The following is a 14,986-nucleotide window of genomic DNA, read 5'->3' as shown; positions in this document are numbered from 1 at the left end:
ATCTAATTTTAGACATATAAATAATGGAAGCATATTGTATAACAATACAAATTAGATTGATGTACTTATTATTTTTAAACAAGAAAATAATTGATAGAATTATCGTAATAACGTATATTAACGAAGGTAACGCTTTTATAAACTTGCCTTCTGGGTAAAACAATTCATTAATATTAACTACCATCCCCAAAAGCAATGATAGTCCATTAAAAACCGCCAATTTTCCGGGATAGATAATTAACAAAAACGCTAAGACTGTAAGTCTTTTAATCCTGATTAAATTTTGCATCTTAACGGGTGCTATTAGGTGGAAGAGTTCCTCAGGTTATATTTCTAGTTGCCTCTGGTGGTAGGGGCATAGTTTTCAAAAAGTTTTCATTAGCATGCTGCTAGTATACTTGATTTTTTAACCTCTACCAAAATTTTAGTTATACTTTGGTAGAAGCTATAAATCTTTTTATTTATTATTTTCGTTTATTTCTTTGGAAAAAAGCCGAAAAATTACTGTTAGACTTATTAAAGAATAGAGCGATATGGTAAATAAATATAAAACATTGTTTATATCCGCAGTTTTATAAGCATAGACTAAATATAAACATTGAAATAGAATTCCAATTAAGTTTAAGAGCCTTTTCTTTATTAAAATACAAAAAATGCTAAGTAATGCAATTATTAGTGTTACATAATAAATGTCAAAATAAAAATCATCGCTTTCAAAAATTTCAGAAATTAAATCTAAAAAGTTTAAAAGTAAAACAAGACCGTTAGGTAAAAGTATTTTTGCCGGAAAAACGATTAGTAGAAAACTACAAATCTGAATTATTTTAATGCGTAGAATATTCATGATTAATGTGTGCTATCAGGTGGAAGAGTTCCTCCGGTTATATTTCTGGTTGCTCCTGGAGGTAAGTGCATAGTTTTAATAACTTCTCCCAAATTCGCTGGTGTTTGTCCACTCCATTAACTTTTAAGGGTTTCGCAACTTGGAATGGTAGTGCTATTAATTGCACTAAAAATTGTAATTGCAAAATTATAGTCAGTCAATTTCATTATTGGTTTTGAAAACATCTACCAAAAATTTTCTAACCTTTGGTAGATGCTATAATGCTTTTGTAAAATTACGAGTTAATTCCTTTCTCTGGATGCCTCTTTACAAAAAGCACATATAATACCGTTAAACTCAGAATAAAATAAATTGAAGTTGGTAAAGTATAGTACCAGTAGTTCAGATAAATATATTGAAAGTAATAAAACAATAAAAAATACTGTATTACAAAGCACATCAGTACTACTTTTTTACTTCTTGTAAATAAAAAAATAAGACTCATTGTTGTTAATATTAATAGAATAAATTCAGGCCATATTTTAAAAAATTCACTTTGCTTTTCAAAAAGTTCAAGTACCTGCGTTAAGAGAACGACCGGAATTAAAATTCCATTTATTACAGCTAGCTTACCAGGAAATACAATCAATAGAAATGCAAGAATTGTTGCGACTTTAAGATAAAGTAGATTTCTCATTTTAATGTGTGCTATTAGGTGGAAGAGTTCCTCCAGTTATATTTCTAGTTGCTCCTGCAGGTAAAGGCATCGTTCTAATTACTTCACCTAAAGTTGCTGGTGTTTGACCACTCCATTAACTTTTAAGGGTTTCGCAACTTGGAATGGTAGTGCTATTAATTGCACTAAAAATTGTAATTGCAAAATTATAGTCAGTCAATTTCATTATTGGTTTTGAAAACATCTACCAAAAACTTTCCAACTTTTGGCAGATGTTATAATTCTTATTTTCAAATTGCGATTCATTTACTTTTTCGGGATATGTTTTCACGAAAAACAATACAATATCGTTAAGCTCGGTAGAAAGTAAGTTGAAATCTATGATGTTCTAAATAGCTCCCGCTTTGAAAAAAATTGAAAAAACTAAAATATTATAACAATAGTATAATTTCTAACTAATTTGTTCCGTATTGTGTTTGCAGTACAAATGGTAAATTAGTAGACCTGTCGCTGTGAGATAAATTGAAATCGTGATTAAATAGTAGGCATTATTCAAATCTCCCTTTTTATAAACAAATAGTAAATAAAATACTTGGACAAATAAACCTAATAAATTAATTCTTCTATTCTTCAAAAAAATTAGCGATAAACTTATTGAAGTTACGAGAGCAAGACCGAACTGAATGTATATTTCTAAATTTAATTCTTCGATAAAGAGCGAATTAATTGAAAAGATTATAGTTGCAAACATTACTAAACCATTTGGTAAAAGTATCTTATCAGGCAATATTATAATCAAAAAAGAAATAATTTGAACGCTTTTAATAAAGAGATTTTTCATTTTAATGTGTGCTATTAGGTGGAATAGTTCCTCCTGTTATGTTTCTTGTTGCTCCTGAAGGTAAAGGCATAGTTTTAATAACTTCTCCTAAAGTTGCTGGTGTTTGACCCACTCCAAAATAAATATGGAGTTTCACAACTTGGAATTACAGGAGTATTAATTGAATTAAAAATTGTAATTGCAAAATCGGCACAATTTGAAGTCTTAAGATTATATAGAACATTTGACTGGAAAAGAGCTTTAATATTATTTATTGTATTAAGTAGTTGACTTGCGATAACTGGCATGCTTAAACTTGCATCAAAATCATGATTTTCATCGTTACCAAAAGAACTTGGAACTGATATAAAGTCTGTCGGATTTAGGGTAAGAGTATTTGGCACAAGTGAAGCTGGGGTACTTTTGGGATAAAAACCAAGAGATCGAACTTTTGTTCCTTGCTTAATAGTTATGATGGCATGTCCGGCCCTCTCAGTGCTTGATACAGGAAAGTGTGATCCAGAGACCGGTTGATCAGCGGAAATTGTTATTTCAGCAGGTAGAGAAGTATTAAAAATACTTAGGTATTGCGTCATGTTGGTAATGGTAACATCGGGCCCCACTAAGACAGCTTCACCGTTTATTTTCCCGTCATCAAGAAGATCAAGTATGTTACAAATCTCCTCTTCGGCTTCGGGCGAATAATTATTTAAAATTAAATAATCAAGTAATGATTCTGCATATTCAAATGCTTCATACGATCTATCTAATTGGAAAAAATTAAGAAAGTCCTGTTTTGTTTCAACACTTAAACTATTGTAAGCCAGTCTTTTTTCTGGAGATAATGTTATAACAAAATCTTTTATAGCAAAAGGGAGTAAGGGAGTTGTTAACAAAGGGTCGGAAGAACTAGGATTTGATCCTCCTCCACCCGTGTTGCCGGGATTCAATGGTGGACCATATTGTCCTCCTGGGTTGGTAGTGCCAAAATTACCCCCACTATCACTCATGCAATCGTGATCAAGTCTTAAAATAACAAACTCTTCTGGCCAAGACATACCTACACAATCATTGCCTAAATCACTACCACTATCTACTATTGTATTTCCAGCTGCATTTCTGCAATACATTTGTGTAATAGTAAAAAAATCAATACAATCAGCTCCATCGCCACCAATTCCATTTCTACTAGAAAGGCCAAGTTCAACTATCGAGGTAGGAGCTATTTCTGTTAACATTTCGTTAGTTAGAATATTATTTACTTCTTCCGCTGTTGAAGCATAAGTAGCCACATAGGCTCTATAAGTTAAACCAGTAGAAGAACTAAGTACTAGATTTTTAATTTCGTTTTCACTATTATCATTTATAATACGAAAAGTAAAAGAATGATTATTGCCTTCCTGAATCATAACAATATTTGTTGTGTCGACAAAAACCCCAAAATTTTCATCAAAAAGTCCTCTTCCTAAATGCGTTGTACTTTTAGCCTCTGCTTCTTGTAATTTTTCAAAAGCTTTTGTGTTGTTTTTTAACTCTTTAAAATTAAGTTTCTTTACCACGAAGTCGGGTTGAATCTGTGTGCTTGGTTCTTTTTGCGATACGTCATCATTTTCACAGCTAAAAAGTAAAATTGCTCCAAAAAACAAGCGCCTTTTAAAAATTGTGTTTTTCATAGTATTGGTATTTAGACTATGTTGCAAATCTATTTACCATTTCAAATCTTCGCGTCTCAAATTATCGTATTTCAAGGAATTTGAGACCTATTTTTTTGATATTCGCTTGGAGTCATTCCCTCAAACTTTCGGAATGCCCTGTAAAAACTGGCTTTTGAGTTAAAACCCGCTTCTAATCCTATGGCAACAATGGTATAATTAGAATACTCAGGATTGGAGAGCATTTTCTTAGTTTCTGCTACTCTGTAAGAATTGATGTAGTCATTAAAGTTATAATCTGTATTTTGATTTACTAATTGAGAGATAGTAGTGGCTTTTAAATTTAATTCTGTTGAGAGCGTTTCAATATTTAATTCAGGATTCAAATAAAGTTTTTTGTTCTCAATAACTCTGTTGAGTTTTTGGAATGTTTCGATTGTAGAAGAGCTATTTTTTGATATAATTTTTTCTTCAATAACCATACTTCTCTGTTGTCTCAAGGCAATTCGCTCTTCTAAAAGTTGCGATTTACCAAGTCCAATGTGCCCCATCCAATACACAAGTGCGGATATGCCAATCCACATCGGATAGAAAACATACGATTTGTCTAAATCATAAATGACTATAATAATTAAAGCGATTAACCAAAAAACACAAATTGCAAGTCCAATGTAAATAAGTTGTTTCAGCCACTGGATATCAGGCTTTAACTCTCTAGAATTAAATGGCAACTCGTTTTCGTATGATTTTAGCCTCAAATAGCTTAGAATAATTATGGTAATATTAAAAATGAAAGAAAAAAACTCGATGTACACGTATAATCCTCTTTTGAAATGAGAGGGAATTACGTAAGAATTGTCAATGAAAAGCTTAAAAAAAACTTGGAATAAATGCATCAATAACACAATAAAAAACGGACTGATAAGTAGCGCCTTTTTAACTAATGGCAAAGATGGTTTTTGAATGTATTTTTCAACATAAAGATAAAACATAGGCAAAATAAGCCAATGACTGGGAATGAAGATGTAGTTGAAAACGGGATATAAATTAACTACATGAATGTCAATCGCCCAATACTGCAAATTGCTTAACGATAAGAAAAGTACCGTTAAAGCAAGATACTTGTTGTTTTTTATTTTTTTATTCAATAAAACAAACGCACTAAACAGTAATCCATGGATTACACCAGAGATGATAATAACATTGAATATATTGAAGTTCAACTCTTTCATATTTTACATTTGTTAGACCAAAGTACTTTAATTTTATTTTAGTTCCTATTGTAAAAACGGTATAATTTGTAAAAAAAAACCCGAAATTATCAGTCGATTATTTCGGGTCTTTTTTTATGCAATTAATTCAATTACACCTTCATAATTTCCGCTTCCTTTACCGCTAAAAGTTCGTCGACTTTCTTGATATAAGCATCCGTTAATTTTTGTACTTGGGCTTCGGCGTCTTTACAAATATCTTCTGAAGTACCGTCTTTTTCTTGTTTTTTAATGTCAGAGTTGGCGTCTTTTCGTGCGTTTCTAATTCCGATTTTAGCATCTTCAGCTTCTACTTTTGCTTGTTTGGCCAAATCGCGTCGGCGTTCTTCGGTGAGTGGTGGTACCGAAATAATGATTAAATCGCCATTATTCATCGGGTTGAAACCAATATTGGCCAGCTGAATGGCTTTTTCAATCGGCTGAATCATGTTTTTTTCAAACGGCTGCAAAGTGATGGTTCGTGCATCAGGCACACTGATTTTTGAAACCTGCGAAAGCGCGGTTGCTGATCCGTAATAATCTACGAAAACACCACCCAACATGGCTGGCGAGGCTTTTCCGGCACGAATATTCAAAAATTCTTTCTCTAAATGAGCAATAGAACCCATCATCGATTCTTTGGTACTGTCTAATATAAATTCAATTTCTTCTGTCATAATTTTTAGTTTAAGGGTTTAAAGTTTTTAAGTTTAAATGGTCAAACTCATAACCATTTAACCATATAAACTTTTACACTTTATAAATTTACTAATGTTCCGATATTTTCGCCTTGGCAAATTTTCAATAAATTACCTTTCTTATTCATATCAAAAACCACAATGGGCAATTCATTTTCTTGACTCAAGGTAAACGCCGTGGTGTCCATAACATTCAAACCTTTGGCCAACACGTCTTCGAAAGATATTTTGTCGAATTTTATTGCCGAAGCATCTTTTTCAGGATCGGCGGTATAGATTCCGTCCACCCGTGTACCTTTTAGAATTACATCGGCATGAATTTCTACCCCTCTTAAAACCGCTGCTGTATCCGTGGTGAAATACGGATTTCCAGTTCCGGCTCCAAAGATTACGATCCTGCCTTTTTCTAAATGTCTTACGGCTCTTCTTTTAATATAAGGTTCGGCAATGGCTTCAATTTTTAAAGCGGTTTGCAATCGGGTGAGCATTCCTTTGTCTTCTAATGCACCTTGAAGTGCCATTCCGTTGATGATGGTGGCCAACATTCCCATATAATCGCCCTGAACGCGATCCATACCGTTACTGGCTCCAGCAACTCCTCTAAAAATGTTTCCACCACCTATAACAATTGCAATTTCCACACCTTGTTCGTGAATGGTTTTGATGTCGGCTGCATATTCGGCCAATCTCACGGGATCAATACCGTATTGACGATCGCCCATCAATGCTTCGCCACTCAATTTTAGAAGAATTCTTTTGTATTTCATTACACTATTTTTTTGGAGTTTTGCTTTTGCAAAAGGGTTTCAGTTACAAAAAATACTACTTTTTCGGTTTGAGAAACTTTTTGCAGTGCAAATATATACATTTCCTTTTTTTCTTTTAATAAAATTGTGTTTATGTCACATTTGTCACACGGGATTGGTATTGAAAAATGTACTTTTGTATGGGAATTTTGCTTGATGTACACTTGTTTTGAAAACGAAACAAACTATTTTTGCAGGAGTCGCGTTAATCCCGATAGCTATCGGGAAGAAGTGGAGCTCTCCCGATGTCGTTACGATTCCGATAGCTATCGGAAGAAGCAATCTGGAGGGAAACGCCTAAATTTTTTTAATTATTTAGATTTTTAAATTCAATATATCTATATGAAATCGCCATTAACAACAAGTTTGCGCAAGCAATTGAATAATCATCGAACTCCGATGAAAACTATACTATTGTGAGATAAACACCAATAAATAAAAGGCGATAACATATAGGACTGTTAAATCAAATTTTACATATATGAAAACAATACTTTCTAATGCTTTGGCTAATTCGTATTCTTATGAAAGTTACCGCGCGAAGCTGAAAATTTTGCTGGCGGAAAACAAAAGTTCGGGCGATGAACAGTCGGATGATTTGTTGCACTACAGTCAACTGAACGAAACACGGATGAATCGCTTGGACAAAACAATCAAAATTACGCCTGAGAATGAACTTTTTTTAAAGAGTTTGGAAACGCCTTTTACGTGGCTAGTTTTGTCGGAAGGGTGGTGTGGCGATGCGGCTCAGATTTTGCCAATTATGTATAAAATGGCAGAAATTTCGGAAAAAATCGAGTTGAAAATTGTATTTCGAGATGAAAATCCGGATTTGATGAATTTGTTTTTAACCAATGGTGGCAAGTCAATTCCGAAATTAATAGTTATTGATAGCCTGATGAAGGTTGTAGCGGACTGGGGCCCAAGACCTGCCGATGCGGTAAAATTAATTGTGGATTACAAAGCACAATTTGGAGTGGTGGATGAGACCGCGAAAACGGAATTGCAAATGTGGTATTTGCACGACAAAGGAGTTTCGACGCAAAATGAAATAATAAGCCTGCTTGATTTTAATAAAAATTGAATGCCAAACCTAGGCTGAAACTTCCAGATCCATTGGTGTAATTTCGTAAAGGAATTTGATAATGCGATAGGTCGATAAAAAAAGAAGTTGCGTTTGTGGGGCCATCAAAGCCTTCAATACCTAACCTTCCAGAGATAAATTTGCCATTCAAATTTCCGCGCCCTAATGCAAAGATCTGTCCGTAGCCAAAACTCAAAAACAATCTTGAGTTATCATCTTTTGTAAGCCGCGGACTGAATTTTATATTTCCAAAAATGGGTGCGGCAACAAGTTTTTCTGTGGCTTTCCAATCAATTCCGGTATGTAATCCTACAGCAATCCATTTTTTATAATGAATACCAAGGCCTACTCTAGCGTTAAATCCATCAGGAAGAAACCAATATTCATTTTGATCTTCATTAATATTGTCAAACTGGTTTCGGTATGGATTGGCTCTCAATGGTATCGAAAAGTCAGTCTGAAAGTAAGTGGATTTTTGCTTTTTCTGGTTTAACAGCGAATCTGAATCAAATTGCGCTACACAATTCATGCCAGTAAAAATTAAGGCTATAAACAGAAGGTTAGTTCTCAACTTACAAAATATTTTCATCAAGGTTTTCTGGTGAAAAGGCATCTTCAACAGAATAATCCCCAATTTTAGTTCTCCTTAAAACGGTTAAGTGCGAACCCGACTGCATCGCTTTTCCGAAGTCAAAAGCCAACGAACGAATATAAGTTCCTTTCGAACAAACCACTCTAAAATCAACTTCTGGCAAGTCGATTCTTGTAATTTCAAATTCGTGAATGGTGGTTTTTCTCGAAGCAATTTCAACAGTTTCTCCAGCACGAGCGTGTTCATACAATCTTTTTCCGTCCATTTTTATAGCCGAAAAAATAGGGGGTTTCTGGTCAATTTCCCCCAAAAATTGTCCAACTGTTTCGTGAACTAAATCATCTGTAATATGTTCGATTGGAAATGTTTGGTCAATTTCTGTTTCCAAATCATAAGAAGGAGTGGTGGCGCCAATGTAAAAAGTCCCGGTATATTCTTTGGCTTGTCCTTGAATTTCAGAGATTATTTTAGTGAATTTTCCGGTGCAAACAATCAGCAAGCCAGTTGCCAAGGGATCCAAGGTTCCGGCGTGACCTATTTTGAACTTTTTAGGAAGTCCAACTTTGTTAATTAAATGATATTTGAGTTTATTAACTGCTTGAAAGGAACTCCATTTCAGGGGTTTGTCTACAAGTAGAATTTGTCCTTCTTGGTAGTGTTCAACAGATATTTTTTCCATTATTTACTGGTGTAAAAATAAATCAATAAAGCAATACCAATAATAATGCGGTACCAACCCCAAATTTTAAAACCGTATTTGGTGAGTAAGTTTATGAATGATTTTACGGCAATTACGGCGACAACAAAAGCGACAATATTTCCAATAATAAACAAGTTGATGTGGTTTTGATCTTGAAAAATCATTTCGTAGCCCTTCATTTCGGTAGGCGTTCCTTTGCCCCAAGTTTTTACAAATACCGAATAAACGGTAACCGCTAACATCGTTGGAACAGCCAAAAAGAACGAAAATTCAGCTGCTGCTTTTCGGGTTAGCCCTTGTGTCATTCCACCGATGATACTCGCTGCGGAACGCGAAGTTCCTGGCATCATCGCCAGACATTGCCAAAAACCAATGATGACTGCCTTCTTGATACTGATGTCTTTCTCGTCCCAAACGGTAGGATTTTTAAACCAATTGTCGGCAAATAAAAGTACAATTCCACCCAGTACTAAAACAGACGAAATGGCAATTTGATTGCCCAATACTTCTTCAATCATGTCATCAAAAATATATCCCAAACCCAAGGCGGGAATCACGGCAAACATTAATTTCAAATAAAAATTGAAATTCGTGAAGTCGAAGAATTTTTTCCAGTACAAAACTACAATAGCTAAAATAGCCCCAAACTGAATTGAAACCTGAAACATTTTGAGAAATTCGCTTTCCTCCATTCCTAAAAGTGAAGCGGCAAAACCCATATGGGCGGTGGAAGAAATCGGTAAGAACTCGGTTAGCCCTTCAATAATGGCAATAATAATGGCTTGTAGTGTATCCATGCTTTTTAGTGGTCAGTTTAGTAGTTTTCAGTTTCAGTCTCAGTGTTCAGTCAGTGAACTAATCAATTCAAAATAGTTGCAAAATCTTGATCTCTATAAAGATTTTCCATTACAAATTAGGATCGTTTACTGCGACTGAAAACTGATTACTTTTTTTTCAAAATCGCATAAATCGTAATTCCGAAACCGATTAAAACAGTTGTTGGTGCCAATCGGATACGTATCCAACTGAATATCTCATCATTAAAAACCGCTGGATCATCAGAGCCACCACCCGACATCAAGATAAATCCCAAGGCAATAACGGCAAGACCAATTAATAAAAACTTATAATTTACTTTGTCAAAAAGAAATTCGTGTTGCGGTTTATTTTCCATCATTATATATTTTTAAATTCCCAGTTCCAATCTTCAAATTCCAAGCTCCCCTCCCGATTGCCATCGGGATTGGAGGGGTAGGGGAAGGATTCTAGTACAAATCATCCGTTCTTAAATTCAAGAAACGCTGTGTTGCAAAAAACGTACTCAACCAAGTAATGATAATTCCCACGACCAAAACGCCTATTAAAACCGCTGCCGTCATCACCTCTTCCTCTAAAATATTCAAATTCGGATAAGTTGTATGTACATAATACAAGGTTCCAATCAAACCTAAAATCGCCAATCCAGCACCAATCATTCCTAGTTTTATACTTCTCCAAATAAAAGGTTTTCTGATAAATGATTTTGTAGCACCCACCATTTGCATTGTTTTGATGATAAACCGGTTGGAATAAATCGACAACCGCATCGAACTGTTAATTAGTAACACCGCCACAAAAGCCAGAAAGCCACTGATAATCAAAATCCAAAAACTCACTTTTTTAATGTTGTCGTTGACCAAATTCACCAATTGCTTGTCGTACACAATATCCGAAACCATTTCGTTACTTCGCAAACGCGCCTCAATTTTCGCAATACTATCGGTCACAATATAATCCGCTTTCAAGTGAATATCAAACGAGTTTTGCAAAGGATTTTCACCTAGAAAAGTCATAAAATCCTCGCCAATAATATCCGCATGTTGTTTTGCAGCCTCTTCTTTGGTCACATAATCAAACGATTTTACAAAAGGTGCCGTTTGCATTTCACTGTCAAAAGCCTTAATTATCGTGTCGTTTGCCTTGTTGTCAAAAAATACCGTCATGGCAATTTCTTCCTTAAAATCGTCAGCAAGTTTCTTTGAATTAATCACAAATAAACCCAAAATCCCCAACAGAAAAAGTACCAAAAAGACACTCAATACTACAGAGAAATAAGAGGAAATTAGCCGACGTTTTTGAAATTTATCGTAAGAAGAACTCATAGCTTTTTAATTATGGGGTAAAAATAATAAAGAATTTCTTTAATCATACTTTATAACGTTCAAAGTTTTAACTTTCGTACAATAAATGTAAATTTGCCCACCCGAATTGATTTTTTTCGTATAGGAGCGAATCGCTTGGGCTTTTTTGGAATCTTTATTCCCGCTATTCGCTGCAATCTCCCGAAGAAAAATCGGGAGGATTTTCGCTGCTATCGGGGCTAAACAGAATCCATTTTAACTTTTGAATCGTTTTAAAAATCTTAGCAACTCAGTGCCTTAGCACCTTAGAAACTTTATATGAAGTACAACCCTAACGAAATTGAAGCCAAGTGGCAAAAATACTGGAGCGAAAACCAAACCTTTGCGGCAGATAACAACTCGACTCTTCCCAAATACTACGTTTTAGACATGTTTCCCTATCCTTCTGGAGCCGGACTACACGTCGGTCACCCGCTGGGCTATATCGCTTCCGATATTTATGCCCGTTTCAAACGCCATAAAGGTTTTAATGTGTTGCATCCGCAAGGCTACGACAGTTTCGGACTTCCTGCCGAACAATACGCCATTCAAACGGGGCAACATCCCGATAAAACCACCAAAGAAAACATCTCGCGGTACCGCCAACAATTGGATCGAATTGGTTTTTCATTCGATTGGAGTCGGGAAGTCCGCACCTCAAGTCCCGATTATTACAAATGGACCCAATGGATTTTCATCCAATTGTTCGAATCGTGGTACGACAAAGACGCCGATCAAGCCCGTGACATCAGAACCCTAATCATGGAATTTGAAGTCAACGGAAATGCAAAAGTCAATGCTGTTTGCGACGACAACATCACGCCATTTTCTGCCGAAGAGTGGAATTCGTTTACCAATGAAAACCAACAACGCATTTTATTGCAATACCGAATGACGTTTCTCGCCGAAACCGAAGTCAACTGGTGTCCGGCTTTGGGAACCGTTTTGGCAAACGACGAAATCATCAACGGCGTTTCTGAACGAGGAGGTCATCCCGTAATTCGTAAGAAAATGACCCAATGGAGCATGCGAATTTCAGCGTATGCCGAACGACTTTTAAAAGGTTTAAAAGAAATTGATTGGACTCTTTCTCTAAAGGAATCACAAATTAATTGGATTGGAAAATCGGTTGGTGCTTTAGTTACGTTCAAAGTCAAAGATTCAGAAACTGAAAAGGACGATGTTGATTACATCTTGTCGGGCGATGAAACGAACGATTATAGAATCGAGGTTTTTACCACAAGACCCGACACCATTTTCGGAGTAACGTTCATGACTTTAGCACCCGAACACGATTTGGTTGCTAAAATTACCACTCCTGAACAAAAACAAGCCGTTGAGTCCTACATTGAAGCAACTGCAAAACGCAGCGAACGCGAACGAATGGCCGATGTAAAAACCATTTCGGGCGTTTTCACAGGAGCTTATGCTGAGCATCCGTTTACGAAAGAACCTATTCCCGTTTGGATAGGTGATTATGTTTTAGCGGGTTATGGAACAGGAGCCGTGATGGCCGTACCGTGTGGCGATGAACGCGATTATGCTTTCGCTAATTTCTTTAAAGGAACCGAAGGAATGCCTGAAATCAAAAACATTTTTGACCAAGATATTTCTGAAAATGCCTACGGTGCAAAAGAAGGTTTTAAATTAATCGATTCGGATTTCTTAAACGGAATGGGATATAAAGAAGCTTCGGCGAAAGTCATCGAAGCTTTGGAAGAAATAAATCAAGGAAAAGGAAAAACCAATTACCGCTTGCGTGACGCTGTTTTTTCCCGTCAAAGATATTGGGGCGAACCGTTTCCGGTTTATTATGTCAACGGATTGCCCCAAATGATTGCCGCCCAACATTTGCCGATTCGTCTTCCTGAAGTGGAAAAATATTTGCCAACCGAAACCGGCGAACCTCCTTTAGGAAATGCAACGGTTTGGGCTTGGGACACGATTCAAAATACGGTTGTGGACAATGAAATGATCAATCATAAAACCATTTTTCCACTAGAATTAAACACAATGCCAGGCTGGGCAGGAAGTTCGTGGTATTGGTTGCGTTATATGGATGCTGCTGGAAACGACAAAGAATTTGTTTCAGAAGACGCACAAAACTACTGGCAAAATGTCGATTTATATATAGGAGGAAGCGAACACGCCACCGGACATTTATTATACTCCCGTTTTTGGAACAAGTTCTTGAAAGATAGAGGTTATGTAAACCAAGAAGAACCATTCAAGAAATTGATTAATCAAGGAATGATTTTGGGAATGAGTGCTTTGGTTTATAGAATAACTGATTTTTCTCTAACTTATGAAACGACACCCGATATAGATAAAAATCAAGAAATATTTTTGGATTTGAATGATTTGGAAGAAAGAGCTTTGGTTATGGACAAATTAAAGCAAAGGTTTTCGAACACATTCATTTCATATAATTACATAGTAGAAACACTAAAAGAACAATTTAATAAGTTTCCAGTTTTTGTTCGTGTTAGTCGAGTTCCGAAACTTGCTTACATTTTTGAAGAGTTAGGATTTAATACAGGAATTACATTGACGATTAATCCTTTACATTCGGACATTTCTCTTATAAATGCTTCCGATGAATTGGATATAAATTCTTTTAAAAATTGGCGTTCAGATTATGAAAATGCTGAATTTATAACTACAGAAAATGACAAATATATAGTAGGTCGCGAAGTAGAAAAAATGTCCAAATCCAAATACAACGTAGTAACCCCAGATGACATTTGTGAAGAATACGGAGCTGATACGTTACGTCTATACGAAATGTTTTTAGGGCCATTGGAACAAGCCAAACCTTGGAACACCGCAGGAATTACAGGTGTTTTTGGTTTCTTGAAAAAGCTTTGGAAATTGTATTTTGACGAAAGTGGATTGATTGTAACTTCCAATCCAGCTTCGGCGGAAGCCTTGAAAACCTTGCACAAAACCATCAAGAAAGTCAACGAAGATATCGAAGGATTTTCGTTCAATACCTCGGTAAGTCAGTTCATGATTGCCGTCAATGAGTTGACCGCGATAAAATGCCACGAACGTTCGGTTTTAGAACCTTTGGCAATCTTGATTTCGCCTTATGCACCTCATATTGCTGAGGAGTTGTGGGAAAAGTTAGGGCATCAAATGAGTATTTCTACGGCTGATTTCCCTAAATTCAACCCGGAATATTTGGTAGAAAGTAATAAAGAATATCCGGTTTCTTTTAATGGAAAAATGCGTTTTACCTTGAACTTGCCTTTGGATTTAACAGCAGCACAAATCGAGGAAATCGTAATGAACGACGAAAGAACCATCAAACAACTGGACGGAATGACTCCTAAAAAAGTGATTATTGTTCCTGGAAAGATTATTAATTTGCTGGGATAAACTTTAAGATTTAAAAGCACATCATTTATGAAAAAATCAATTAGCTATTTCTTTATGTTGTGCTTTTTTTCTTGTTTTGCACAAACCGAGGCACTACTTCCCGTTGAAAAAAATCACCTTAAACTTTTTATAGGTGTGGGTTCTTCATTCAACAAGGACTATAATTTCAATTCCTTTTTAGAAAAAAATGGCATTATCAAACTCTCTCAATTTGACATCAACTTTCTCACGGGTTTGAATTATTACGTGTAAAGTTTCACAACATTGTTGATGGCATTTCCTCCCCTTCGGGGTTTTCTTTGGAGGCGTAGCCGTAAAAGAAAACCCCGAAGGGGAAAGATAAAA

The 14,986-nt window shown here is 35.6% G+C and carries 13 protein-coding genes; 3 read left to right on the top strand and 10 right to left on the bottom strand.

Annotation, left to right across the window (positions count from 1 at the left end):
• The 5 genes from ACIQ2X_RS06975 to pyrH form a co-directional block, all read right to left on the bottom strand.
• The coding region (locus ACIQ2X_RS06975; RefSeq protein ID WP_396178207.1) for a hypothetical protein at positions 1-289 on the bottom strand (289 nt) is incomplete at its 3' end.
• A gap of 2,125 nt (positions 290-2,414) precedes the next feature.
• Entirely contained in the window at positions 2,415-3,992 is a 1,578-nt protein-coding gene (locus tag ACIQ2X_RS06970) for a hypothetical protein (RefSeq protein ID WP_396178206.1), read from the bottom strand.
• Between the two features lie 71 nt (positions 3,993-4,063).
• Positions 4,064-5,203: a helix-turn-helix domain-containing protein gene (locus ACIQ2X_RS06965; protein WP_396178205.1), complete on the bottom strand. Its 1,140-nt coding sequence runs from the start codon at positions 5,201-5,203 to the stop codon at positions 4,064-4,066.
• Between the two features lie 131 nt (positions 5,204-5,334).
• Positions 5,335-5,898 (bottom strand): ribosome recycling factor, encoded by a 564-nt coding sequence (gene frr, locus ACIQ2X_RS06960; protein WP_396178204.1) that lies wholly within the window; start codon positions 5,896-5,898, stop codon positions 5,335-5,337.
• 80 nt (positions 5,899-5,978) lie between these two features.
• Positions 5,979-6,686: a UMP kinase gene (pyrH, locus tag ACIQ2X_RS06955; RefSeq protein WP_396178203.1), complete on the bottom strand. Its 708-nt coding sequence runs from the start codon at positions 6,684-6,686 to the stop codon at positions 5,979-5,981.
• A gap of 520 nt (positions 6,687-7,206) precedes the next feature.
• Between pyrH and ACIQ2X_RS06950 the strand changes: the two genes are divergently transcribed.
• Positions 7,207-7,809: a thioredoxin family protein gene (locus ACIQ2X_RS06950; RefSeq protein WP_396178202.1), complete on the top strand. Its 603-nt coding sequence runs from the start codon at positions 7,207-7,209 to the stop codon at positions 7,807-7,809.
• Here the strand turns inward: ACIQ2X_RS06950 and ACIQ2X_RS06945 are convergent.
• From ACIQ2X_RS06945 to ACIQ2X_RS06925, 5 genes are all read right to left on the bottom strand, one after another.
• Positions 7,796-8,338, bottom strand: a complete 543-nt coding sequence (locus ACIQ2X_RS06945) for a hypothetical protein (protein WP_396178201.1) — start codon at positions 8,336-8,338, stop codon at positions 7,796-7,798. The two genes, ACIQ2X_RS06950 and ACIQ2X_RS06945, sit on opposite strands and share 14 nt — an antisense overlap.
• A 43-nt stretch (positions 8,339-8,381) precedes the next feature.
• A complete protein-coding gene (gene truB / locus ACIQ2X_RS06940) occupies positions 8,382-9,080 on the bottom strand; it encodes a tRNA pseudouridine(55) synthase TruB (RefSeq protein ID WP_396178200.1) in 699 nt (232 codons plus the stop codon).
• Positions 9,080-9,898, bottom strand: a complete 819-nt coding sequence (locus ACIQ2X_RS06935; RefSeq protein ID WP_396178199.1) for an undecaprenyl-diphosphate phosphatase — start codon at positions 9,896-9,898, stop codon at positions 9,080-9,082. The genes truB and ACIQ2X_RS06935 overlap by 1 nt, the downstream gene beginning before the upstream one ends.
• Before the next feature lie 146 nt (positions 9,899-10,044).
• Positions 10,045-10,275 carry a DUF3098 domain-containing protein gene (locus ACIQ2X_RS06930; RefSeq protein WP_396178208.1) on the bottom strand — a complete coding sequence of 77 codons (231 nt, stop codon included), beginning with the start codon at positions 10,273-10,275 and terminating at the stop codon, positions 10,045-10,047.
• 91 nt (positions 10,276-10,366) lie between these two features.
• On the bottom strand, positions 10,367-11,242 hold the full coding sequence (locus ACIQ2X_RS06925) for a cell division protein FtsX (protein WP_396178198.1): 876 nt from the start codon (positions 11,240-11,242) through the stop codon (positions 10,367-10,369).
• 297 nt (positions 11,243-11,539) lie between these two features.
• Here ACIQ2X_RS06925 and ACIQ2X_RS06920 point away from each other — a divergent pair, with 297 nt between their 5' ends.
• Positions 11,540-14,641 carry a leucine--tRNA ligase gene (locus ACIQ2X_RS06920; RefSeq protein ID WP_396178197.1) on the top strand — a complete coding sequence of 1,034 codons (3,102 nt, stop codon included), beginning with the start codon at positions 11,540-11,542 and terminating at the stop codon, positions 14,639-14,641.
• A 27-nt stretch (positions 14,642-14,668) separates the two neighbouring features.
• Positions 14,669-14,893 (top strand): hypothetical protein, encoded by a 225-nt coding sequence (locus tag ACIQ2X_RS06915; RefSeq protein WP_396178196.1) that lies wholly within the window; start codon positions 14,669-14,671, stop codon positions 14,891-14,893.
• The last annotated feature ends 93 nt before the right edge of the window (positions 14,894-14,986 follow it).

Origin of the sequence: Flavobacterium sp. (genome assembly GCF_044368625.1) — a bacterium.
Taxonomy (GTDB): domain Bacteria; phylum Bacteroidota; class Bacteroidia; order Flavobacteriales; family Flavobacteriaceae; genus Flavobacterium.
The sequence above is the reverse complement of the archived record's forward strand: the minus strand, read 5'-3'. Positions and strand labels throughout refer to the sequence as shown.

Coding starts and splice junctions, on each gene's coding strand:
- frr (WP_396178204.1), bottom strand. CDS start 5,898: ATGACAGAAGAAATTGAATTTATATTAGACAGTACCAAAGAATCGATG.
- ACIQ2X_RS06930 (WP_396178208.1), bottom strand. CDS start 10,275: ATGGAAAATAAACCGCAACACGAATTTCTTTTTGACAAAGTAAATTAT.
- ACIQ2X_RS06970 (WP_396178206.1), bottom strand. CDS start 3,992: ATGAAAAACACAATTTTTAAAAGGCGCTTGTTTTTTGGAGCAATTTTA.
- ACIQ2X_RS06945 (WP_396178201.1), bottom strand. CDS start 8,338: ATGAATTGTGTAGCGCAATTTGATTCAGATTCGCTGTTAAACCAGAAA.
- ACIQ2X_RS06920 (WP_396178197.1), top strand. CDS start 11,540: ATGAAGTACAACCCTAACGAAATTGAAGCCAAGTGGCAAAAATACTGG.
- ACIQ2X_RS06950 (WP_396178202.1), top strand. CDS start 7,207: ATGAAAACAATACTTTCTAATGCTTTGGCTAATTCGTATTCTTATGAA.
- ACIQ2X_RS06915 (WP_396178196.1), top strand. CDS start 14,669: ATGAAAAAATCAATTAGCTATTTCTTTATGTTGTGCTTTTTTTCTTGT.
- ACIQ2X_RS06925 (WP_396178198.1), bottom strand. CDS start 11,242: ATGAGTTCTTCTTACGATAAATTTCAAAAACGTCGGCTAATTTCCTCT.
- ACIQ2X_RS06965 (WP_396178205.1), bottom strand. CDS start 5,203: ATGAAAGAGTTGAACTTCAATATATTCAATGTTATTATCATCTCTGGT.
- pyrH (WP_396178203.1), bottom strand. CDS start 6,686: ATGAAATACAAAAGAATTCTTCTAAAATTGAGTGGCGAAGCATTGATG.
- truB (WP_396178200.1), bottom strand. CDS start 9,080: ATGGAAAAAATATCTGTTGAACACTACCAAGAAGGACAAATTCTACTT.
- ACIQ2X_RS06935 (WP_396178199.1), bottom strand. CDS start 9,898: ATGGATACACTACAAGCCATTATTATTGCCATTATTGAAGGGCTAACC.